18 protein-coding genes and 1 pseudogene are annotated in these 21,971 nt (G+C 72.5%); 12 read left to right on the plus strand and 7 right to left on the minus strand.

Features of this window, described 5'->3' with window-relative positions:
* Positions 1-187: 187 nt before the first annotated feature.
* On the plus strand, positions 188-373 hold the full coding sequence (locus ACIBAI_RS09725; RefSeq protein ID WP_399032579.1) for a hypothetical protein: 186 nt from the start codon (positions 188-190) through the stop codon (positions 371-373).
* A gap of 16 nt (positions 374-389) precedes the next feature.
* Here the strand turns inward: ACIBAI_RS09725 and ACIBAI_RS09730 are convergent, their stop codons facing one another.
* The 3 genes and pseudogenes from ACIBAI_RS09730 to ACIBAI_RS09740 form a co-directional block, all read right to left on the minus strand.
* Positions 390-2,330, minus strand: a complete 1,941-nt coding sequence (locus ACIBAI_RS09730) for an ABC transporter ATP-binding protein (protein WP_399032581.1) — start codon at positions 2,328-2,330, stop codon at positions 390-392.
* Between the two features lie 266 nt (positions 2,331-2,596).
* The gene (locus tag ACIBAI_RS09735) at positions 2,597-3,037 is read right to left on the minus strand and encodes a hypothetical protein (RefSeq protein ID WP_399032583.1); all 441 of its coding nucleotides are present in this window, start codon (positions 3,035-3,037) and stop codon (positions 2,597-2,599) included.
* A 170-nt stretch (positions 3,038-3,207) separates the two neighbouring features.
* Positions 3,208-3,831 (minus strand): annotated as a pseudogene (locus ACIBAI_RS09740) (ATP-binding protein); the annotation flags it as partial.
* A gap of 227 nt (positions 3,832-4,058) precedes the next feature.
* On the opposite strand from ACIBAI_RS09740, the gene ACIBAI_RS09745 reads away from it, so the two are divergent.
* The 3 genes from ACIBAI_RS09745 (at position 4,059) to ACIBAI_RS09755 (ending at position 6,088) form a co-directional block, all read left to right on the plus strand.
* Positions 4,059-4,919: a helix-turn-helix domain-containing protein gene (locus tag ACIBAI_RS09745; protein WP_399032585.1), complete on the plus strand. Its 861-nt coding sequence runs from the start codon at positions 4,059-4,061 to the stop codon at positions 4,917-4,919.
* A complete protein-coding gene (locus ACIBAI_RS09750; RefSeq protein ID WP_399032587.1) occupies positions 4,920-5,195 on the plus strand; it encodes a DUF397 domain-containing protein in 276 nt (91 codons plus the stop codon).
* Positions 5,196-5,284: 89 nt separating this feature from the next.
* On the plus strand, positions 5,285-6,088 hold the full coding sequence (locus tag ACIBAI_RS09755; protein WP_399032589.1) for an SAM-dependent methyltransferase: 804 nt from the start codon (positions 5,285-5,287) through the stop codon (positions 6,086-6,088).
* 273 nt (positions 6,089-6,361) lie between these two features.
* Here ACIBAI_RS09755 and ACIBAI_RS09760 read toward each other — a convergent pair whose 3' ends face one another.
* The gene (locus ACIBAI_RS09760) at positions 6,362-7,852 is read right to left on the minus strand and encodes a glutamate synthase subunit beta (protein ID WP_399032591.1); all 1,491 of its coding nucleotides are present in this window, start codon (positions 7,850-7,852) and stop codon (positions 6,362-6,364) included.
* A gap of 324 nt (positions 7,853-8,176) precedes the next feature.
* Between ACIBAI_RS09760 and ACIBAI_RS09765 the strand changes: the two genes are divergently transcribed.
* A complete protein-coding gene (locus ACIBAI_RS09765) occupies positions 8,177-8,809 on the plus strand; it encodes a uridine kinase (protein ID WP_399032593.1) in 633 nt (210 codons plus the stop codon).
* Positions 8,810-9,362: 553 nt separating this feature from the next.
* Here the strand turns inward: ACIBAI_RS09765 and ACIBAI_RS09770 are convergent.
* Complete coding sequence (locus ACIBAI_RS09770) at positions 9,363-10,490, minus strand: magnesium and cobalt transport protein CorA (protein WP_399032595.1); 1,128 nt, start codon at positions 10,488-10,490, stop codon at positions 9,363-9,365.
* Positions 10,491-11,139: 649 nt separating this feature from the next.
* Between ACIBAI_RS09770 and ACIBAI_RS09775 the strand changes: the two genes are divergently transcribed.
* Complete coding sequence (locus ACIBAI_RS09775) at positions 11,140-11,568, plus strand: VOC family protein (protein ID WP_399032597.1); 429 nt, start codon at positions 11,140-11,142, stop codon at positions 11,566-11,568.
* Positions 11,569-11,625: 57 nt separating this feature from the next.
* Here ACIBAI_RS09775 and ACIBAI_RS09780 read toward each other — a convergent pair whose 3' ends face one another.
* Both ACIBAI_RS09780 and ACIBAI_RS09785 read right to left on the minus strand, forming a co-directional pair.
* Positions 11,626-12,180 (minus strand): methylated-DNA--[protein]-cysteine S-methyltransferase, encoded by a 555-nt coding sequence (locus ACIBAI_RS09780; RefSeq protein ID WP_399032599.1) that lies wholly within the window; start codon positions 12,178-12,180, stop codon positions 11,626-11,628.
* On the minus strand, positions 12,177-13,100 hold the full coding sequence (locus ACIBAI_RS09785; RefSeq protein WP_399032601.1) for a glycerophosphodiester phosphodiesterase: 924 nt from the start codon (positions 13,098-13,100) through the stop codon (positions 12,177-12,179). Before ACIBAI_RS09785 ends, ACIBAI_RS09780 begins: the two co-directional genes overlap by 4 nt.
* A gap of 280 nt (positions 13,101-13,380) precedes the next feature.
* Here ACIBAI_RS09785 and ACIBAI_RS09790 point away from each other — a divergent pair, with 280 nt between their 5' ends.
* From ACIBAI_RS09790 to ACIBAI_RS09815, 6 genes are all read left to right on the plus strand, one after another.
* Positions 13,381-14,244 (plus strand): MHYT domain-containing protein, encoded by an 864-nt coding sequence (locus ACIBAI_RS09790; RefSeq protein ID WP_399032603.1) that lies wholly within the window; start codon positions 13,381-13,383, stop codon positions 14,242-14,244.
* 40 nt (positions 14,245-14,284) lie between these two features.
* On the plus strand, positions 14,285-16,414 hold the full coding sequence (gene uvrB, locus ACIBAI_RS09795) for an excinuclease ABC subunit UvrB (protein WP_399032605.1): 2,130 nt from the start codon (positions 14,285-14,287) through the stop codon (positions 16,412-16,414).
* Between the two features lie 182 nt (positions 16,415-16,596).
* A complete protein-coding gene (locus ACIBAI_RS09800) occupies positions 16,597-17,175 on the plus strand; it encodes a TerD family protein (protein ID WP_399032607.1) in 579 nt (192 codons plus the stop codon).
* 50 nt (positions 17,176-17,225) lie between these two features.
* Positions 17,226-19,229 carry a TerD family protein gene (locus tag ACIBAI_RS09805; RefSeq protein WP_399032609.1) on the plus strand — a complete coding sequence of 668 codons (2,004 nt, stop codon included), beginning with the start codon at positions 17,226-17,228 and terminating at the stop codon, positions 19,227-19,229.
* Between the two features lie 313 nt (positions 19,230-19,542).
* Positions 19,543-20,544, plus strand: a complete 1,002-nt coding sequence (locus tag ACIBAI_RS09810; RefSeq protein ID WP_399032611.1) for a TerC family protein — start codon at positions 19,543-19,545, stop codon at positions 20,542-20,544.
* A gap of 326 nt (positions 20,545-20,870) precedes the next feature.
* On the plus strand, positions 20,871-21,971 hold the full coding sequence (locus tag ACIBAI_RS09815; RefSeq protein WP_399032613.1) for a calcium:proton antiporter: 1,101 nt from the start codon (positions 20,871-20,873) through the stop codon (positions 21,969-21,971).

Below are 21,971 nucleotides of genomic sequence, written 5' to 3' on the forward strand. Positions count from 1 at the left end.
GCACCCACCGCCACGACCAGTACCCCTCGCATCACGGAGAGCGAGGAAAGTGGTCAATGAGCCGAGACGTTCCTCACACGTGAGGGTGAACAGGTGTCAACTACGTCTCAGTACTGTCACTTCGCGAGGCGTTCACCCCATGGTTGACGTTTAACTCTACGAGGACAGCGCTACAGGGAGGTGCAGGGTGAACGGGCGAACGGTGCTCGAACGCTTTCCCGCCGGAGGGCCGCGCGGGTCGTGGCCGGCGGAGGAGTTCGCGCACGCGCGGCGTCTGGAGGGCCTGCCCGCCGAGGTGGTCATGGACCTCGCGACGGACATGTTCCTGGTGATCGTCCGCAGCGGCGACGGCGCGGCCGACGCCACCGCGTGAGTCCGCTCCGGCCGGGTCAGCCCGCCTTCGGGGCGGGTACCCGCGTGAACTGCTCCGCCTGGAGGGAGTACAGCTCCGCGTAGACACCGCCGGAGGCGAGCAGCTCGTCGGGGGTGCCCGACTCCACGAGCCGCCCCTGGTCCAGGACGTGCACCAGATCCGCGTGCCGCACCGAGGCCAGCCGGTGGGTGATGAGGACCACCGTCTGGCCGCTGCCGGCCAGGGCGCGGATCTTCTCGAAGACCTCCAGCTCGGCCCGGGCGTCCAGCGCGGCCGTCGGCTCGTCGACGATCAGGATGCGCCCGCGCCGGTAGGCGGCACGGGCGATCCCCAGCCGCTGCCACTGGCCGCCGGACAACTGGTGCCCGCCGCTGAAATTGCGGGCCAGCAGCGTGTCCAGGCCGCGCGGCAGGTCGGCCACCACGTCCTGTGCCCCCGCCTCGGCGACCGCCGCCAGCAGGCGCTCCTCGCTCAGCGGCGCCGAGGAGCGGCCCACGGCGACGTTCACCCGGGCCGTGAACGGCCACCGCTTGAAGTCCTGCGCCACCATCGCGATGCGCTCGGCGATCTGCTGCCGGTCCGCGGTCGCCGCGTCGACCCCGCCCCACAGGATCCGGCCCCGGTCCGGGGTGTACAGCCCGGCGAGCAGCTTGACCAGGGTCGTCTTCCCGGAGCCGTTCTCGCCGACGAGTGCCACGATCCGGCCGAGGGGGAGGGTGAGGCTGATGTCGTCGAGGGCGGGGCGGGCGGAGTCGCCCGGATAGCGGAACGTCACGTTCTCGAAGCGGATCTCCTTCGGATCCTCCGGCAGCGGCTGCCCGCCGGCCGGGATCGCCCGCTCCGCCGCCTCGGCGTACAGCCGCTCCAGGTCGCCGACGAACAGGGCCTCCTCGTGCAGCGCGTTCACCTCGACGACGAGGGTGTCGAGGCTCTGCGAACCGGTGCGGATCGCGATCACCGCCGTGCCCGCCACCGACAGCGCCATCGCCCCCGCCAGCAGCAGCCCGCCGAGCGTGGCGTACGTCGCCACCGTCGCCAGGCCCGTCCAGGCCGCGGCGATCAGACCGGTACGGGCCGCCAGCCGGGCCAGCCGGGCCTGCTCGGCCTCCGCCGTCTCCGACATCGCGCGGAAGTGCCGCAGCAGGAACGCGCCCACCCCGTGGACCCGGATCTCCGGGGCCGCCTCCGGCTCGATCAGCAGGTTGCCCAGCAGCCGGCCCGCCCGCGCGTGCTGCACCCAGGCGTGGAAGGACTCGTACCGCCGGCGGGCGACGGTCAGCGCGCTCCAGGCGCTCGGCAGGGTCATCGTCACCAGCAGCGGCAACAGCAGCGGGTGCAGCACGGTCAGCACGCCGGCCGCCGCGACCAGCGAGATCATCGCGTTGATCACCCGCGTCCCGTACATGATCATCCGGCGGGCGGAGGCGGCGCCGTACTGGGCGGTGTCCAGCAGCTTGTGGAAGGCGTGGTCCTCGATCGCGGACAGCTCCACGGCCGCCGCCCGCTCCAGGTACAGCTCGGTCGCCACCCGCTCCACCTTGGGCTCCAGACGCCCGGTGCCGTATGTGGTCACGGCCCGCAGCAGCGCCGCGACCAGCATCACGGCGGCGACGGTGACCAGCGCGGGGACCGCTCCGCGCAGCCGCCCCTCGATCGGGCCGTCCGCCATCAGCCGGCCCAGCACGCTGTTGACCGCGAGCAGGGCCACCGCCTGTGCCGCGCCCCGGCCCGCCTCGGCGGCCAGCACGGTCCGCGTGGCGCGCCGGTCGGCCTGCCGGGCGAGCCGGAGGCTGGCGGCCAGCAGGGACGGCAACCGGGAGATCATGGCCCGGAAGCTCAGCTCCAGGAACGCGTCGGCGTGCTGGTTCCAGCCCATGTCGTAGCGCAGCGGACCGCCGAACAGCAGCCGCTCGGACTCGGACACCCCGGGTGCGCCCGCGTCGCGCCTCTTTCCCACCCTGGACCTCCCGCGCTCGTGGACGAACGGCCACTATCGCGGGGCGGGAGGCCGCTGGGCAGGGCGCAGGCGGGGGAGGCCGAAGCGCGCGGGCGCACGCCGACGGGAGCGGGGTCCGGGGCCCGGCGGGTGGCCGGTGGGGGGGGCGGAAAGGGGCCTCGGGAGGACGGGAGGGCTCCCCGCAGGAGCGGGAAGGGCTCCTCGGAGGCGAGGGAAGAGCGCGCGGGGGCGGGCGAGGCGGTCGGAGGCGCGGGACGGCCGGAAAGCTACGCGCTGACCGGCCGCGACCACGTGGGGACCGTCCCGATGACCCGGCACAGGGCCAGGTAGAGCGGGATCGGCGGGGTGTACGGGAGCGTGTCCTCGGAACGGTGGACCAGGCCGGGCGGGTCGGAGGCGTCCGGGAGGACCGCGCCGGTGACGTACCGGGCGGGCGCCGGCCACTCCAGGGCGTAGTCGGAGTCGGACGGAACGATCCACCACCAGTGCGCCTCGTCGGCGTACACGCATCCCACGCGCGGCAGCCGGGGCAGCACCAGCGGACCCAGGCGGGCGGGCGCCACCACCGCGTCGCAGCCCAGTGGGGTGGTCATCCCCTCGGGCACGGGCAGCCGCCGGGGCGTCGCCGGGCCGCCCAGCCCGCGCTGGAGGCGGACCAGCGTGTCCAGGGTGAGCGCCCGGCCGCCGGACGCAGCCCTCACTCCCATGCGGCCCTCGTCTCCCGACGCGCCGGCATCCTCCGGTGCGGCTGGACCCTGTGGTGCGCCCGGGCTTCCCGGTGCGTCCGCTCCTCCCGAGGCTCCCGCTCCTCCCGCTGAGCCCGGTCCTCCTGAGGCGTCCGCGCTTCCCGTTGCGCACGGTCTTCCCGGGATGCTTGCGATTCCCGTCGTGTCCGGTCCTCCCGGGGCCTGCGCGTCTCCTGCCCGTCGCCCGAGCCGCCGGGCGTGCCGGGCTTGGCGGGGGCGCCCCAGCCCAGGTCGTCGCGGGGTTCGGCCGGGCCGCCGGAGCCGTCGGCCCGGCGGGGGAGGTCCGCCCAGACCAGGAGCCCGGGGCCCTGCTCCTGGGCGCCCCAGGCACGGCACAGGGCGTCGACGAGAAGCAGCCCCCTGCCGTGTTCCTCCTCGGGCCGCTGCCGGGCCGAGGCCTGCGGCCGGCCCGGTGCGCAGCCCTCGTCGCGCACGGCTATGCGCACCAGGTCGTCACCGTCGTGCAGCTCGCACACGATGTGACGGCTCGCGGTGTGCACGATCGCGTTGGTGACCAGCTCGGAGACCACCAGGGCCGCGGTGTCACAGGTGTCCTCGCACACCGACCAGCCGGACAGCCGGGCGCGCGTCAGACGTCTGGCCTGTGCGGGAGAGCCCGGGTGAGCGGCCAGCTCGAAGCGGAACCGGCGCTGGGCGGTGGCCCCCACGGGACCGGCTCCCGTCGCGGCACCGGGGCCGGGACGGCCTGCGGCGGCGTCTGTTCCTAAAGGCGCGGGCGGAATCACGCTTGCCACTATCTCCCCGTCTCGAACACTTGGCAAGTGTCACTCTGAAAATTGCAGAGTGCTGTGTGACTCGGTGGAGGGTCATGGCACACTGCACGCAACAGCACGTCGAGCGGCGCCAATTGAGACCGCGGGGAACCGGCCCCGGCTTTCGAAAAGGTCTTCGAGTGGCGCCGCCGGGCTGTCCGCGCGCGGTGCGCGGCCGGCCCGATGGATTTCTCCTGTGGAGGTGGAGCGTGAGCGAACCGCGGTCCGCGCCGACGGTCGGCCAGGTCGTCCTCGGCCGGCGCCTGCTGGATCTGCGGGAACGCGCCGGGCTCAAACGCGAGGAGGCCGCCCGCGTCCTCCGCGTCGCCCCCGCCACGATCCGCCGCATGGAGACGGCCGAGGTCGCGCTCAAGATCCCGTACCTCCAGCTGCTGCTGAAGGCCTACGGCGTCTCCGACGAGGAGGCCGACGCCTTCGTCCAGCTCGCCGAGGAGGCCAACAGGCCCGGTTGGTGGCAGCGGTTCCACGACATCCTGCCGAACTGGTTCTCCATGTACGTCAGCCTGGAGGGCGCGGCGAGCCTCATCCGCAGCTACGAACCGCACTTCGTCCCCGGGCTGCTGCAGACCGAGGACTACGCGCGCGAGGTGCTGAAGTCGGGCGCCATCGGCCAGACCCGGCCCGAGGACATCGAGCGTCACGTCGCGCTGCGCATGCGGCGCCAGGAACTGCTCACCCGCAAGGACGCGCCCAGGCTGTGGGTCGTGATGGACGAGACCGTACTGCGCCGCCCGGTGGGCGGTCCGGAGGTGATGCGTGCCCAGATCGACAGACTGCTCGACGCCACGGAGCTGCCCAACGTGACGCTGCAGGTCGCCCCGTTCGCCGACGGGCCGCACCCCGGCACGTACGGGCCCTTCGTGCTGTTCCGATTCCCCATGCCGGAACTCCCGGACATGGTCTACAGCGAGTACCTGACCGGCGCCGTCTACCTGGACGCGCGCGTGGAGGTGGCGACCCACCTCGAGGTCATGGACCGCATGGCGGCGCAGGCCGCCACGGCACATCGCACGAAGGAGATCCTGAGGGATCTCCGCAAGGAGCTGTGAATGGATCGCATCAAATCCCAGCACAAGCCGCGGGCCCGCACCGAGCGGATCTACAACGGCATGCCCGCGCGGGAGTTGGGCAGCGAGGGCTGGCACAAGCCGTGGAGCGGCGGCAACGGGGGCAACTGCCTGGAGGCGATGAAGCTCGCCGACGGCCGGATCGCCGTGCGGCAGTCCACCGACCCCGACGGGCCGGCGCTGATCTACACCTCCGACGAGATGACGGCCTTCATCGAGGGCGCGAAGGCGGGGGTGGCCGACTTCCTGCTGTCCTGAGACGTTTTGTCATCTGTTGAGTTCTGTCGATTCCCTTATGTTGGCACTGAGTTGATCACCGATAACCGCAGACCCTCACGGAGCGCGCCATGACCGGGCAACCCCCCACCGCGATCGACACCAGCAAGCCCCATCCCGCACGGATGTACGACTGGTACCTCGGGGGCAAGGACAACTACCCGGTCGACGAGGAGATGGGGCGGCAGATGCTCGCCCTCGACCCGCGCGTGCCGGTGATGGCGCGGGTCAACCGGGCGTTCATGCACCGGGCCACGCGCTGGCTGGCCGGGAACGGCATACGGCAGTTCCTGGACATCGGCACCGGCATCCCGACCGAGCCCAACCTCCACCAGGTGGCCCAGAAGATCACACCCGACGCGCGCGTCGTCTACTGCGACAACGACCCCATCGTGCTGGCCCACGCGGCGGCCCTGCTGCGCGGCACGCCCGAGGGGGTGACCGAGTACCTGCAGGCCGACGTGCGGGATCCGGACGCGATCGTCGAGGGCGCGAAGAAGGTCCTGGACCTCACCGAACCCGTCGCGCTGTCCCTCATCGCGCTGCTGCACTTCGTCTCCGACGAGGAGGGAGCGCACGACCTGGTCCGCCGGCTGCTGGCCGAACTGCCGTCCGGCAGCTACCTCGTGATGACCCACGCGACCTCCGACTTCACCCCCGAGGAGTCGCGGGCGGCCACCGAGAAGATGAAGGCCGCCGGGGTCACCCTGGCCCTGCGCTCCCGCGAGGAGTTCACCCGCTTCTTCGACGGCCTGGACCTGGTCGAACCGGGCGTCCAGGTGCCCCACCAGTGGCACCCCGAGCTCGGGGAGCCGGTGCCGGGCCAGGACGACGGGGTGATTCCGGGCTACGGGGCGGTGGGGCGCAAGCCCTGAGGCAGCGCGCCGAGGCACAAGGCGTGGTGACTGCGGCCGGGCTGTGGTCCTCAGCCCGGCCGCAGGCTTCCCTCCGGGACGGCCACGGATCCTCCTCCGGGGCGGTCGCAGTCCTTCCCAGAAGGTCGCGGTCCTTCCCCGGAGCGGTCGCAGGCCCTTCCGCGGGACGGTCACAGCCCTCTCCTCCGGAGCGGCCGCAGGCTCTCGTCGGGACGGTCCTCCGGGACGGTCACAGGCCTCCACACCGTCCGGCCCGGCCGCACCGCGGGCCGCTCACACCGTCATGGGCCGGTCGTACGGCCCGATCGGGGCCGGCAGTCGTGAACGTCCGGTCAGGTGACGGTCGACGGCCGCCGCCACCGCCCGTCCCTCGGCGATCGCCCAGACGACGAGGGACTGCCCGCGGGCGGCGTCCCCCGCGGCGAACACGCCGGGGACGTTCGTGGCGAAGCGGGCGTCCCGCGCGATCGTGCCACGCGGTTCCAGCTCCAGTCCCAGCTGGTCGATGAGCCCGTCCCCCCGGTCCGGCCCGGAGAAGCCGAGGGCGAGCAGCACCAGGTCGGCGGGGAGCGTGCGCCCGGTGCCGGGCACCGGGCGGCGCCGCGCGTCCACCTCCACCAGGTGCAGCGACCGTACCCGCCCGTCCGCGTCCCCGGTGAAACGGAGCGTGGACGCGGCGAACAGGCGCGCGTCCGCGTCCGCCACCGGCGCGGTCCGCAGATCGCGCGCCTCCTCGTGCGCCGCCGACAGCCGGTAGATCCGCGCCGGATACGTCGGCCAGGGCTCCGCCTCCTCGTCGCGCTCGGCGCGCGGCTGGGCGTAGATGTCCAGCTGGGTGACGGACGCGGCGCCTTCCCGCACCGCCGTGCCCAGGCAGTCCGCGCCGGTGTCGCCGCCGCCGACGATGACGACGTGCTTGCCGGCGGCGGACAGCGGGGAGATCTCCAGGTCCCCCTCGCACACCCGATTGGCCAGCGGCAGATACTCCATCGCCTGGTGAATTCCGGCCAGCTCCCTTCCGGGAACGGGAAGCTCCCGCCAAGCGGTCGCACCGGTGGCGACGACCACGGCGTCGTGGCGCGCCCGCAGCTCGTCGGCGCCGAGATCCCGCCCGACCGCCGTGGACGTACGGAACCCCGTCCCCTCGGCCCGCATCTGTTCGATCCGCCGCTCCAGATGGTGCTTCCCCATCTTGAATCCGGGGATGCCGTACCGCATCAGCCCGCCGATCCGGTCGTCCTTCTCGTACACCACGACCGTGTGTCCCGCGCGGGTCAGCTGCTGTGCCGCGGCGAGCCCGGCCGGCCCGGATCCGACGACCGCGACCCTCCGCCCGGAGAGCCGGTCCGGCGGGTTCGGCCGGATGAAGCCCTCCTCCCAGGCCCTGTCGGCGACGGCGCACTCGACGTTCTTGATGGTGACCGCGGGCTGGTTGATGGCGAGCACACAGCCCGCCTCGCACGGCGCCGGACACAACCGGCCGGTGAACTCGGGGAAGTTGTTCGTGGCGTGCAACCGGTCGCTCGCCGCGCGCCAGTCGTCACGGGAGACCAGGTCGTTCCACTCGGGGACGAGATTGCCGAGCGGGCAGGCGTCGTGACAGAAGGGGATGCCGCAGTCCATGCAGCGGCCGGCCTGCCCGCCGATGATCGGCAGCAGCGCCCCCGGCACGTACACCTCGTCCCAGTCCCGGACCCGCTCCTCGACGGGCCTGCGCGGCCAGTCCTGGCGGGGGGTGGTCATGAAGCCCTTGGGATCGGCCATGGCCGTCTTCCTCACGTCCGTGTGCGGCAGGCCGTGCGTCGTCGGGCGGCACTCCTTCGGCCACGATACGTTCCGCCGGCCACGGACGCGGAGTGCCGGGCAGCGCTCTCCCGCGGGCTGGGACGCCCTGCCGCGGCCGCGCCACCGGGCAGGGGGGAATCGTGCCGGCACGCGGCCGCCGCCGCGGCCGAGGCGATCGTGCGGACACCGACTCCTCGACGCCGCCCGCGCCCGGAGCGGGACCCGCCTCCCGCAACCGCTCGCCGCCCGCCACGCCCACCGGCGGCACGCGCCCTGACCGGCGGCCGGCGCATCATGGGCGCTGTGCGACTCGAAGCGATCACCTGGGACCGGCTCGGCGACCGACTCGCCGAGCGCCTGCTCGACCTGCAGCCGGCCGACGGCAGCCCCTGGCCGCGCATCGCCTTCGACGGCGCCCCGGCCGCCCGCCCGGGCGACCTCGCCGCACGCGTCTCCGCGGCCCTGCGCATACGCGGACGCCCCTCGCTCGTCGTGGGCACGGAGGGTTTCCTGCGCCCCGCCTCCCTCCGCCTGGAATACGGCCACCAGGACGTGGAGGCCTACTACAGCGGCTGGTACGACACCGGCGCCCTGTGGCGCGAGGTCTTCGACCCCCTCGAACCCGGTGGCGACGGACGTGTGCTGCCCGACCTGTGGGACCCCGTCACCGACCGCGCCACCCGCAGCCCCTACGTCACCCTCCCGCCCGGCGGACTCCTGCTGCTACACGGACCTTTCCTGCTGCGCCACTGGTTCCCCTTCGATCTGAGCGTCCACGTCCTGCTCTCCCAGGGCGCTCTGCGCCGCCGCACCCCCGAGACCGAGCACTGGACCCTGCCCGCCTTCGAGCGCTACGAGCACGAGACCGACCCCGCCGGTACCGCCGAGGTCCTGGTCCGCGCCGACGACCCACGCCATCCGGCCTGGAGCGGCTGACCGGCACCGCCTCCCCCTGCGCGGGCGAGGGCAGCCGGACCGTGGCCACGACGGCCTCCTCCGCGGCCGTCGACGTCACGGCCCGCGCTCCCCACGACGGCGGGAACCTCGCCGCCGCTTCCGGCCCCGACGGGGCCCACAGAACCGGTGGTCCGGAACAGGTGCGAGAGCGCCCCGCGCTCCCCTCGCCGCCACGGACGTCAGAGGTGCGCGGCTTCCATCGCGCTCCCGGCACCGGCCGGCCGGTCCCGGATCTCGCCGATGTCCGCGCCTCGGCCGGGATCCACGGCACCGCCGAGGTCGTCCCGGGCGAGGCGAAACCGCTCCCGCGGGGAGCGTCCGCGCACGTACCCCGGCGCCGGCCCGCCCGCGGAGAAGGACGCCGAGACCCGAGTGATCATCCGGAGCGCGCCGCGGAAGACCGTGCTCCTTCCGGCCCGACCCCGTCCTCCCGGAACCCCGGGCACGGCCGCCGGGCGGTGTGACGAGAGCCGAGGGCACCGGGACCGGCGGTGCGCTCCGTGCCGTGCCGGCACCCGGGGCGCACCGCCGGTCAGAGCCAGCCGCTGCGCCGGAAGCCCCGGTAGAGCGTCAGACAGGCGACGGCTATCACGCCCATGACCATTCCGTAGCCGTACCGCCAGTGCAGTTCCGGCATGTGGTCGAAGTTCATGCCGTACATCCCGCAGACCATCGTCGGCACGGCGACGATCGCGGCCCAGGCGGTGATCTTCCGCATGTCCTCGTTCTGCGCGACCGTCACCCGGGCGAGATGGGCCTGCAGGATGGAGTTGAGCAGTTCGTCGAAGGCGGCGATCTGTTCCCTGGCCCGCAGCAGATGGTCGGAGACGTCGCGGAAGTAGGCCTGTATCTCCGGATCGACCACCCGGATCGGCCGCGTGGCGAGATCCTCCAGCGGCCGGGTGAGCGGCACCACCGCCCGCTTCAGCTCCAGAAGTTCCCGCTTGAGCTGGTAGTTCCGCCCCGGATCGGCCCGCGCGCCGGTCTCCGCGAACACGTCCGTCTCGACCTGGTCGATGTCCGACTGCACCGAGTCGATGACGCTCAGGTAGTCGTCGACCACATGGTCCGCGATCGCGTGCAGCACGGCGGACGGCCCCTTGGCGAGCTGCTGCGGGTCGGATTCCAGCTCCTCACGCAACGGGCCCAGCGAGCCGTGCCGCCCGTGCCGCACCGTGATCACGAAGTCCTGGCCGACGAACACCATGATCTCGCCGGTGTCCACCACCTCGCTCGTGGCCGTCAGTTCCTCGTGCTCCACGTAGCAGACCGTCTTGAACACCGCGAACAGGGTCTCGCCGTACCGCTCCAGCTTGGGCCGCTGGTGGGCCTCGACCGCGTCCTCGACCGCCAGCGGGTGCAGGTCGAAGAGGTCGGCGATGCCCGTGAACTCCTGGTCCGTCGGCTCGTGCAGGCCGAGCCAGACGAAGCCGTGGCCGCGCTTGCGCACCCGCTCCACGGTGTCGACCAGACCGCCGTCCGCGGGCGCGCGGACACCGTCCCGGTACACCACGCAGTTGACCACCGAGGAACCCAGCGGGGAACGGGCCGGATGACTGAGATCGACCCGGGAGCGGCGCCGGGCCAGCCGTGCCACCTTGCGGAGGCCGCCGACCGTGCCGAGGTTCGTGACCTTCCGCAGATTCCCGGCCATGGACATCTGGTTCTCCTTGCGTGGATCCCCTCGCGCCTCGCGCCTCGTGTCGCGCACCTGCGCCTTGACGCGTCAGTCTGCCAGGCGGGCGTGTGCTCCGGGTAAGCCTGTGGAAACGGAAGATTCCGGTTTGTTCCCGCCTGTGGAGGAAGGAGCGCGCCTTCCGCGGCGCCGTCCCGGAAAGCGCGGAGGCACTGCCCGGAGCACGTGCTGACGCCTCGTCCGGTCGTGGTTCGCGACGCTGCCGGTGTCCGCCGCACCAGGGCGCCGGCCACTTCCGGCAAGCCGGGCAACCGGAGTGATCGCGGCGTGATGTGAGCCGGTGACCCTCTCCCCGGCGACCGGCGACCGGCGACCGGCGACCGGCGACCGGCGACCGGCGACCGGCGACCGGCGACCGGCGCAGCGGACTGCCACGACACCGGCGCCGCCCTGTCCGACCCACGACGCTCCGGCACCTCGAAGCGCCGGGCGTCGGACTCGGCCGGTGCTGCCGGCGGATCGGTGCAGCCGGCGCTTCGGTGGTGTCCCGGCCCGCCGGCGGCGCGGTCGCGGCACCGCGCGCCGCCCCCTGCCCGCCGGCTTTTCTCCCCCGGCGGGCGCCGCACCGGACACACCTCTTGCGCCCGGTGGGCGACGACACGAGCCTTGGGCCATGAAGGACAACACGCCACGCATCGATCACGTCGTCCTGTGGGTGCGCGATCCGGTCGCCGCGGCCGACTTCTACGAGAAGGCGGTCGGCATGGCGCCCCTGAGGGTCACCGACTTCGCCGCGGGGACCGCCCCCTTCCCCTCCGTACGCCTCAACGAGGAGACCATCTTCGACCTCATGCCCCTGGCCATGGCCGAGCGCATGACCATGGTGCCCGGCGCCGCCGGCAGCGCGGGCCATCCCGTGAACCACGTCTGCCTGTCCCTGCCGGCGGACGACTTCGAGGCGCTGCGCGACCGCCTGGAGGAGCGGTCGGTCCCCGTCTCGGACTTCACGTACGACTCCTACGGCGCCCGCGGCCCGGCCAAGCGCAGCTTCTACTTCCGCGACCCGGACGGCAACGTCCTGGAGGCACGGCACTACGAGTGACCCGCGGCGCGGTCCCGCCGGGAAACCGCCCGGGCGGGCCGTCCCCCGCCCGGGCCCTCAGAACAGCGGCTCGGGCAGCACCCCCTCCAGCGCGAGCAGCCTGCGCTTGGCCTCCAGACCGCCCCCGAAGCCGCCGATGCCGCCGCCGCTCTCGACGACCCGGTGGCACGGCACCACGACCGGCAACGGGTTGGCGCCCATCGCCATCCCCACGGCCTGGGCGGCGCCGGGCTGGCCCACCCGCCGGGCGAGATCGCCGTAGCCGACGACCGTGCCGTACGGGACTCCGGTGGCCAGCTCCCGCAGCACCTCCCGGTTGAAGCCGGAGATCAGCGACCAGTCCAACGGCAGCTCGAAGCCGCGGCGCTCACCCGCGAAGTAGGCCTCGACCTGCCGTATCGCCTCGGCCAGCAGCGGTGAGCCGGGCGCCTCGGCGGGCCGTGCGCCGAACCGTGCCGCAAGCCGGTCCAGCGCCCTGTCGCGCACCGCGTCCGTGGCGTGGAACACCACGTTGACCAGGCCTTCCCGGGACGCGGCCAGCAACAGCGGACCGATGCCGGTGCCGACGACGGCCCACACGATCCGCTGCTCGTCCCGCCCATCGCTGTTCATGCGCCCACGGTACGACCCGCCACCGACAACGCCGGCGGGTCCCACCGGCCGCGCACGGCGTCCCGCACCACGTCGGGCTTGTTGGTGATGATGCCGTCGACGCCGTACCCGGCGACCCGGCGGGCCGTGTCCGCGGTGTCGACGGTCCAGGCCAGGACCTCCAGTGGCCTGCCGTGCGGCCCGTCGAACGCGTGGACGGCCGAGACGTAGGCCGGGGAGAGCGAGCCGTACGAGGGGTTGATCTGGTCGGCGAAGTGCGCGTACGCGGGCAGGTCCGTCAGGGGCGGCGCGCCGAGGAAACCGGTCCTGACGCGCGGTTCCAGACCGTGCACGGTGCGCAGGCTGTCCGCGCTGAAGCTCTGCACGACCAGCCGGTCCCTCACATGCCGCCGGTCGAGCCAGCCCTCGTTGCCGAGGACCTCCAGGATCTGCCCTTCGACGCCCGGGTACAGCTCGGGGTTCTTGATCTCCAGGAGCAGCTTCTGGCGGTGCTGCTCGACACGGCGCAGGTACTCCTCCAGGGTCGGTACGCGCACGCCCGCGTACGCGGGGCCGAACCAGCTTCCCGCGTCCAGGCGGGCGATCTCGGCCGCCGTGAAATCCTTCACCTTCCAGGGCGCCCGGTCGGGGAAGACCTCCTCGACGTCGGTGGTGCGCCGCAGGTCGTCGTCGTGGAGGACGACCAGCTCGCCGTCCCTGGTGCGCTGGACGTCGTTCTCCACCCAGCGGACGCCCAGCTCGGCCGCCTTGTCGACGGCGGCCAGGGTGTTCTCGGGCGCGTACGCGGAGGCGCCCCGGTGGGCGAGGACCAGGGGCCGGCCGCCACCGTCGGCGACGGCTCCGGCGTGGACGGAGGGGAACAGGACAGCGGCGGTCCCCAGGAGCGCGGTGGTCAGGGCGGCAACGGCGCGCACGTGCATGCGTACTCCTCGCGTTCGAGGGATCACGGACAGCACAACTGTGGCAGCAGACGGTCAACGGCAGAGGGATGCACGATGGCCACGGATCGAACGACGTCGCCCGACTGCGCTCACCGGGGCCGCACAACTGGGGCAAGGCCGTGTTTCTTTGCCGGAAAATCGTTCGACCATTCCAGTGGGAGTCATACTCTCTGCGTCGACCCTGGCCGCTGGTGCGGCCTTGGGAGGGGGCGCACATCAGGTAATTCCGGAACGCAAGAGGGCGGAAGGGCAGCCGCGCATGCAAGGCACGGTCGACGGATTCAGCTACGGACTCGTCACACCGCTGGTGGCCTACCTCATGGCCTGTCTCGGTGGCGCCCTCGGCCTGCGCTGCACCATCAGACCCATGCTGGTCGCCCGGTCCTGGCGCCCCGGCTGGCTCGCCCTCGGCTCGGCGGCGATCGGCTCCGGCATATGGACCATGCACTTCATCGCCATGATGGGGTTCACGGTCCGGGGTGTGCCGATCCACTACGACAGGGCGATGACGTTCGCGAGTCTGGCCGTCGCCATCGTCATGGTGGGCATCGGGGTCTTCATGGTCGGCTACCGGGGCGCGCGGGGAACGGCCCTGTTCACCGGCGGGACCATCACCGGCCTGGGCATCGCCTCGATGCACTACCTGGGCATGGCCGGCATGCGCCTGGACGGGAGGCTAGAGTACGACACGCTCACCGTCGCGACGTCCGTCCTTGTCGCGGTGGCCGCCGCCACCGCCGCCCTGTGGGCCGCCGGGCAGGCCAGGGGGTTCCTGTGGAGCGTGGGCGCGAGCCTGGTGATGGGGCTCGCCGTCAGCGGCATGCACTACACCGGCATGGCCGCCCTCACCGTCCACCTCCACGGCACGGCCGCGCCCGCCTCGGGCGAGTCGGTCGCCGCCCTGCTCGCGCCCATGCTGATCGGCCCGCTGGCCTTCCTGCTCCTCGCGGGCGTCGTGGTGATCTTCGATCCGCGGGTGGTCATGGGGAAGCCCGTCCCGCCCCCCATCGAACGCAAACCGGGCATACCGGCCCACGCCGTCGTCCAGCGGTCCGCCCGGCGCCCCCAGGCCCGCACCTGCCGGCACCTCGCGCACCGGTCCCGCACCCCGCAGAAGCGCTGAGCCGGCCTGGTTGTCAGTGGGGGGTCGTACGGTTGGTTCCATGCGGCCCGTTTCCCACATCGAACGCACGGTGGCGCCCTTCGAGGTCGTCAGCCCCTACCAGCCGAGCGGCGACCAGCCGGCGGCCATCGCCGAGCTCGCCCGGCGCATCGAGGCCGGTGAGAAGGACGTCGTCCTGCTGGGCGCGACCGGCACCGGCAAGTCCGCCACCACCGCGTGGATGATCGAGAAGCTCCAGCGCCCCACGCTCGTGATGGCGCCCAACAAGACACTGGCCGCCCAGCTGGCCAACGAGTTCCGCGAGCTGCTGCCGAACAACGCGGTCGAGTACTTCGTCTCGTACTACGACTACTACCAGCCCGAGGCGTACGTCCCGCAGTCCGACACCTACATCGAGAAGGACTCCTCGATCAACGAGGAGGTCGAACGCCTGCGCCACTCCGCGACCAACTCGCTGCTCACCCGTCGTGACGTCGTCGTGGTCGCCTCGGTCTCCTGCATCTACGGCCTCGGCACGCCGCAGGAGTACGTGGACCGCATGGTCACCCTCCGGGTCGGCGACGAGGTCGACCGGGACGAGCTGCTGCGCCGCTTCGTGGACATCCAGTACACGCGCAACGACACGGCGTTCACCCGCGGCACCTTCCGGGTCCGCGGCGACACCATCGAGATCTTCCCGGTCTACGAGGAACTCGCCGTCCGCATCGAGATGTTCGGCGACGAGATCGAGGCGCTGTCCACACTGCACCCGATCACCGGCGAGATCCTCAGCGACGACCAGCAGCTGTACGTCTTCCCGGCCTCCCACTACGTCGCCGGCCCGGAGCGCATGGAGCGCGCGGTCAACGGCATCGAGAAGGAACTGGGGGAGCGCCTCGCCGAGCTGGAGAAGCAGGGCAAGCTCCTGGAGGCCCAGCGCCTGAGGATGCGCACGACGTACGACATCGAGATGCTCCGCCAGATCGGCACCTGCTCCGGCGTGGAGAACTACTCGATGCACTTCGACGGCCGCTCGCCCGGCTCCCCGCCCAACACCCTGCTCGACTACTTCCCCGACGACTTCCTCCTCGTCATCGACGAGTCGCACGTCACCGTCCCGCAGATCGGCGCCATGTACGAGGGCGACGCCTCCCGCAAGCGCACCCTCGTCGACCACGGCTTCCGCCTGCCCTCCGCCCTCGACAACCGCCCCCTGAAGTGGGAGGAGTTCCAGGAGCGGATCGGACAGACCGTCTACCTGTCCGCGACCCCGGGGCAGTACGAGCTCTCCCGCTCGGACGGCGTCGTCGAGCAGATCATCCGCCCCACCGGCCTCGTCGACCCGGAAGTCGTGGTCAAGCCCACCGAGGGCCAGATCGACGACCTGGTGCACGAGATCCGCAAGCGCGTCGAGAAGGACGAGCGCGTCCTGGTCACCACCCTCACCAAGAAGATGGCCGAGGACCTCACCGACTACTTCGTGGAACTCGGCATCCAGGTGCGCTACCTGCACAGCGACGTCGACACCCTGCGCCGTGTCGAGCTGCTGCGGGAGCTGCGCGCCGGCGAGTACGACGTCCTGGTCGGCATCAACCTCCTCAGGGAGGGCCTCGACCTGCCCGAGGTCTCCCTGGTGGCGATCCTCGACGCCGACAAGGAGGGCTTCCTGCGCTCCGGGACCTCCCTGATCCAGACCATCGGCCGCGCGGCGCGCAACGTCTCCGGTCAGGTCCACATGTACGCCGACAAGATCACCCCGGCGATGGAGAAGGCCATCGAGGAGACCAACCGCCGCCGGGAGAAGCAGATCGCGTACAACAAGGCGAACGGCATCGACCCCCAGCCGCTCCGCAAGAAGATCAACGACATCGTGGCCCGGATCGCCCGCGAGGACGTCGACACGGAGCAGCTGCTCGGCACGGGCTACCGCAAGAACAAGGACGGCAAGGGCGCCAAGGCTCCCGTGCCCGCCCTCGGCGGCAAGGCGTCGGCGGGCGCAAAGGGCAAGGCCAGGGAGGCGGTGCCCACCGACCGCCCGGCGGCCGAGCTCGCCGAGCAGATCGAGGACCTGACCGCCCGTATGCGGGCCGCCGCCGCCGACCTCCAGTTCGAGATCGCGGCCCGGCTGCGCGACGAGGTCGCCGAGATGAAGAAGGAACTCCGCCAGATGCAGGAGGCCGGCCTGTCCTGACGGCCCGCGGGCCCCGGCCCGCACCCGCGCACGGACCCGGGGCCGCAGCCGGGCACGCGCTGTGTTGCAGGACCGACACAAAGCGCGGATCGAGGTACGCCGCCGTCAGCGCCTCTGCGTAGGGTTCTGGTCAACCGCGGGCGCCGCGGCAACAGGGGACAGCTCGAGAGGGGAATCGGCGCGTGACCGTCAACATGACCAAGGGTCAGGCCATCAGTCTGCAGAAGAACGACGGCGGCAGCCTGACCGCGGTGCGCATGGGTCTCGGCTGGCAGGCGGCTCCCCGGCGCGGCCTGTTCGGTTCGCGGACGCGGGAGATCGACCTGGACGCCTCCGCCGTCCTGTTCGCGGACAAGCAGCCGGTCGACGTCGTCTTCTTCCGCCACCTGGTGAGCGACGACGGCTCCGTGCGCCACACCGGGGACAATCTCGTCGGCGGTGTCGGCCAGGGCGGCGACGACGAGGCGATCCTCGTCGACCTGCAGCGCGTCCCGGTCCACATCGACCAGATCGTCTTCACCGTCAACTCCTTCACCGGACAGTCCTTCCAGGAGGTGCAGAACGCCTTCTGCCGCCTGGTCGACGAGACCAACGGCCAGGAGCTCGCCCGCTACACGCTCGCCGGCGGTGGCGCCTACACGGCCCAGATCATGGCGAAGGTGCACCGTACGGGCGGGAGCTGGACGATGACCGCTCTCGGCGTTCCGGCCAACGGGCGCACCTTCCAGGACCTGATGCCGGCGATCCTGCCGACCCTGTAGACCCGACGGGGAAGCGCACCGCACACCGCGACCGACACAGGGGGAAGGCGATGACGGCCGAGCTGGTGCGGGGACAGAACCACCCGCTCTCCCAGTCCCGTCTGGAGATCCGGATCTCGGCCGGCACGCCGATCGTGGCCGCGGCCACACTCGGCGACGAGAGCGGCAGGGTCCACGGCGTGGAACGGGTGGCCCACCCGGACGCGCCCGCCCTGCCGGGCCTGGAGGTCCCCCGGCAGGCGGCCGCCGACCATCGCCTCGCGGTGGACCTGGACGCCCTGCCGGACGCCGTCCACCGCGTCCACGTGCTGCTCGCCCTGCCGCCTGCTCCCGGCGGGGGACCGGCCCGTTTCGGTGCCGTGGCCGCCCCCTTCGTCGCCGTCGCCGGTCCCGACGGCACGGAGGCCGTCAGCTACACCGTCACCGGACTGGACGCCGAGTCGGCCGTCGTCGCCCTGGAGCTCTACCGGCGCCAGGGAGCCTGGAAGGTGCGCGCCGTCGGGCAGGGGTATACCGGCGGCCTCGCCGAGCTCCTCGCCGACCAGGGACTGCCCGCGGCCCACCGGCTCGCGAACAGCATCGACGAGGCGGTGGCCCGGGGCCCGGCCCGCTCGGTCCCGGCGCCCCCGCCCCGCCCGGACGGCGGCCGTTCCCGGCAGGCGGCCGCACCGGAGCCCGGCCCGGACCAGGACGCCCCCGCGCCCCGGAGCACCCTGCCGACGCATCCGTACGGTCCGCAAGGCACGGACGGCGCCCGGACGCCGGGGCAGCCCGCGCCGCAGTCGCCGCACCCGGGCGGAGCCGGCCCGGCGGGCCCGTCCTCCGCCACCCGGCCGCCGGTGCCCACCGCCGACGGCCCGATCGACTACAACCACCCGCGCCGCCGGACCGCCGCCCCGTCGCCCCCGCCGGTGCAGCCCGCGCGACCCGTGGCGGGCGACGCGACCGGCTGGTCCATGGACGAGCGGCTCTACAACCAGGTGTGGGGCATGTTCGAGGACCTGGCCCGCACCACGGCCGCCTACCGCGGCGCCGTGGACTTCGCGGACTCGCGCATGGAGAAGGAGCTCGACCAGGTCCTGTCCGACCCGCGCAACCGCATCGGCGGACAGGGCGATGCCGCGCGCGAGGCGGCCCGTGCCCGGCACGCCCAGCTCGTCGCCCGGGCCGAGGAGGCCCTCGACCGGGACCTCGCCCAGCTCGCCGCCGAGGCCGAGGTGGTCGAACCCGCGCTGCCGCCGGCGTACGCCCGCTGGGACAACCCCGTCTGGCGCGGCTACCGGGTGCCCGTGGAGATTCCCATGGCCCTGCGCCTGGGCGATCTCCACCTGCCCGAGGCGGCGCGGGTGCGCATCCCGATGCTGGTGCGGCTGCCGCTGGAGCGCGGGCTGTGGATCGACAGCGGACGTACCCCGTCGCTCGGCGGAGACGCGGCCGACTCCCACGAGGTGCGGCGCCTCGCCCTGGAGACGGCGGTGGCGCACGCGGGCCGGCTGCTCGCCGTCCACCCGGCGGGCGAGTTCACCGTGCACGTCGTCGACCCGGCCGGCTCGGGCGCGCAGGCGCTGGCCCCGCTGGTGCGGGCCGACGTGCTCGCGGCCCCGCCCGCCAGGGGCGCGGCGGGCGTGGCGGACGTGCTGGCCCGGCTCACCCGGCACGTCGACCTGGTGCAGATGGCGGTGCGCGGAGGCGCCGCCGACGCGCTCCCGCCCGGCTTCGACACCGCCCAGCACCTGCTGATCGTCAACGACTTCCCGCACGGCTTCGACGACCGGGCGGTGAACCGGCTGCGCTACCTCGCGGACGAGGGACCGGCCGCCGGCGTCCACCTGATGATGATCGCCGACCGCGAGGAGTCCGCGGGCTACGGGCCGTTGCTCGATCCGCTGTGGCGCTCACTGCTGCGTCTGACCCCGGTGCCCGACGACCACCTCGCCGACCCGTGGGTGGGACATGCGTGGACGTACGAGCCCCCGCTCGTCCCGCCCGGCAGCCAGGTGCTCCAGCAGGTGCTCACCCGGGTGGCCGCGGCTCGCCGGGCACGGCATCGGTGAGGGTGCGGAGCCGGCGGCCGGCGGGCGTGTGCGAGATGGTGACCACCGCTCGTGCCAAGCATTCGTAAAGAACGTTGACCAGCGCATTTGGGATTTCCATTACCAAGCTCTTTACCTTCCTTTGGTGATTCGGGTACTGTTGTCCGCACGGAGGGGAGTACTCCCTGTCTGCTGCGGCGTGCCCGTCAGTACGGACCCGGCCGGGTCCCGGGGCGTCGGCCCGCGGCCTCACTGCGTCCGACGCGCAGGGGCCCGGGTGGAAGAGACCTCCGGTTGCCACGATCCGTAACCGTGACGTACTGCCGGAGGCGCAGTGGATGTTTCCCTGACCCTGTGGGTCCTGACCATCGTGGGCCTGAGCGCCCTGATCGCGGTCGACTTCTTCATCGGCCGCAAGCCCCATGACGTGTCCGTCAAGGAAGCCGGCATCTGGACCGCCGTCTGGATCGCGCTGGCCGCCCTCTTCGGGCTCGGCCTGCTCGTCTTCGCCGGTGGCCAGCCCTCCGGCGAGTTCTTCGCGGGCTTCATCACCGAGAAGTCGCTGAGCGTCGACAACCTCTTCGTCTTCGTCCTGATCATGGCGAAGTTCGCGGTGCCGTCCCAGTACCAGCAGCGAGTGCTCCTCATCGGCGTCCTCATAGCCCTGGTCCTGCGGGCCGTCTTCATCGCCGCGGGCGCCGCGATCATCGCCAGCTTCTCCTGGGTGTTCTACCTCTTCGGCGCCTTCCTGATCTGGACCGCCTGGAAGCTCATCCAGGAGGCCCGGGCCGAGGAGCAGGACGAGGAGTACGAGGAGAACAAGCTGCTCAAGGCCGTCGAGCGCAGGTTCGGTGTCGCCGACCGCTACCACGGCACCAAGCTGTGGATCCGGCAGAACGGCAAGCGCGTCATGACGCCGATGCTGGTCGTGATGCTGGCGATCGGCACCACGGACGTGCTCTTCGCGCTCGACTCGATCCCCGCGATCTTCGGCCTGACCCAGGACCCGTACATCGTGTTCACCGCCAACGCGTTCGCGCTGATGGGCCTGCGGCAGCTGTACTTCCTCATCGGCGGCCTGCTGAAGAAGCTGGTCCACCTCAGCTACGGCCTGTCGATCATCCTCGGCTTCATCGGCGTGAAGCTGGTCCTGCACGCCCTGCACGAGTCCGGGGTCCACGTCCCCGAGATCAGCATCCCGGTCTCGCTCGGCGTGATCTGCTCGGTCCTGATCGTCACCACGATCACCAGCCTGCGGGCCTCCAGGAAGCAGGCGGCGGCCGAGGCGGCGCAGCAGCGGGGCGAAGGCGCCGCGAAGGACAGCGTCGAGGCCTGATCCCACCGGCCGCAGCCACGGTCGGGACGCCGGGAGCGGCGGACGGCGCATTGCCGGCCGCCGCTCCCGGCGTCTGTCCGGCACCGAGCGCGTTCCGGACCGGAGCGCCCCGGCCGGGCGGAAGCGCCCTTCAGGGGCGTCCGAGTCGTCGGCTCCGGGACCGAACGCCAGGGGAGGTGCGGCAGTGCCTCCGGAAGGCGGGACGGCTGCGCCGGCCGGGCGGAGGATCCGCGAACCGCACGCTGCCACAGGGGCCGCGCACTCCGGAGGGGCAGGGCCCCGGGCATCGGAGTGCGCGGCCCGGGCATGTCTGCGACGATCGCTGTGTGACCGCTCGGCTCCAGGCGCTCGTCCCCCGGTGGACGACCCTCCTGCCCACGGTCGCGGTCGTGCTGCTGGCGCTCACCTGGGGGCGCGACCTGCCCGGCGCGGTCGTGGCACTGGTGACCCTGGTCCTCGCCGGGGCCGTGCTGGCCGCCGTGCACCACGCCGAGGTGGTCGCGCACCGCGTCGGTGAACCCTTCGGCTCCCTCGTCCTCGCCGTCGCCGTCACGATCATCGAGGTCGCCCTGATCGTCACGCTGATGGCGGACGGCGGGGACAAGAGCGCGACCCTGGCCAGGGACACGGTGTTCGCGGCCGTGATGATCACCTGCAACGGCGTGCTCGGCCTCAGCCTCCTCGTCGCCTCTCTCCGCCACGGCACGGCGATCTTCAACGCCGAGGGCACCGGCGCCGCCCTCGCGACCGTCGCCACCCTGGCCACACTCAGCCTGGTGCTGCCGACGTTCACGACCAGCAAGCCCGGCCCGGAGTTCTCCGGTGTCCAGCTCGCCTTCGCGGCGTTCTCCTCGCTGGTCCTGTACGGACTGTTCGTGACCACCCAGACCGTGCGCCATCGTGACTACTTCCTGCCGATCACCCGGCAGGGCGAGGTCATCACCGCCGACGACCACGCCGACGCCCCCTCCGCCCGCACCGCCCTGGTCAGCCTGGGTCTGCTGGGCCTCGCGCTGATCGGCGTGGTCGGCCTGGCCAAGGGGGTGTCGCCCACCATCGAGTCCGGGGTCGCGGCCGCCGGGCTGCACCACGCCGTCGTCGGTGTGGTCATCGCCCTGCTGGTGCTGCTCCCCGAGACCATCGCCGCGCTGCGCTCCGCCCGCCGCGACCGGGTGCAGACCAGCCTCAACCTCGCACTCGGCTCGTCGATGGCCAGCATCGGCCTGACCATCCCCGCGGTCGCCCTGGCGTCCGTCTGGCTCCCCGGACCGCTCGTCCTCGGCCTCGGCGCCACCCACATGGTGCTGCTCGCCCTGACCGTCGTGGTGGGCTCCCTGACCGTGGTACCGGGCCGGGCGACACCGCTCCAGGCGGGGGTCCACCTGGTGGTGTTCGCGGCGTACCTGGAGCTGGCGTTCAATCCCTGA

Source organism: Streptomyces sp. NPDC051041, from assembly GCF_044456065.1.
In the GTDB taxonomy this organism is placed as follows: Bacteria; Actinomycetota; Actinomycetes; order Streptomycetales; family Streptomycetaceae; genus Streptomyces; species Streptomyces glaucus.

Coding starts and splice junctions, on each gene's coding strand:
- ACIBAI_RS09735 (WP_399032583.1), bottom strand. CDS start 3,037: ATGGGAGTGAGGGCTGCGTCCGGCGGCCGGGCGCTCACCCTGGACACG.
- ACIBAI_RS09750 (WP_399032587.1), top strand. CDS start 4,920: ATGGATCGCATCAAATCCCAGCACAAGCCGCGGGCCCGCACCGAGCGG.
- ACIBAI_RS09755 (WP_399032589.1), top strand. CDS start 5,285: ATGACCGGGCAACCCCCCACCGCGATCGACACCAGCAAGCCCCATCCC.
- ACIBAI_RS09760 (WP_399032591.1), bottom strand. CDS start 7,852: ATGGCCGATCCCAAGGGCTTCATGACCACCCCCCGCCAGGACTGGCCG.
- ACIBAI_RS09770 (WP_399032595.1), bottom strand. CDS start 10,490: ATGTCCATGGCCGGGAATCTGCGGAAGGTCACGAACCTCGGCACGGTC.
- ACIBAI_RS09775 (WP_399032597.1), top strand. CDS start 11,140: ATGAAGGACAACACGCCACGCATCGATCACGTCGTCCTGTGGGTGCGC.
- ACIBAI_RS09780 (WP_399032599.1), bottom strand. CDS start 12,180: ATGAACAGCGATGGGCGGGACGAGCAGCGGATCGTGTGGGCCGTCGTC.
- ACIBAI_RS09785 (WP_399032601.1), bottom strand. CDS start 13,100: ATGCACGTGCGCGCCGTTGCCGCCCTGACCACCGCGCTCCTGGGGACC.
- ACIBAI_RS09790 (WP_399032603.1), top strand. CDS start 13,381: ATGCAAGGCACGGTCGACGGATTCAGCTACGGACTCGTCACACCGCTG.
- uvrB (WP_399032605.1), top strand. CDS start 14,285: ATGCGGCCCGTTTCCCACATCGAACGCACGGTGGCGCCCTTCGAGGTC.
- ACIBAI_RS09805 (WP_399032609.1), top strand. CDS start 17,226: ATGACGGCCGAGCTGGTGCGGGGACAGAACCACCCGCTCTCCCAGTCC.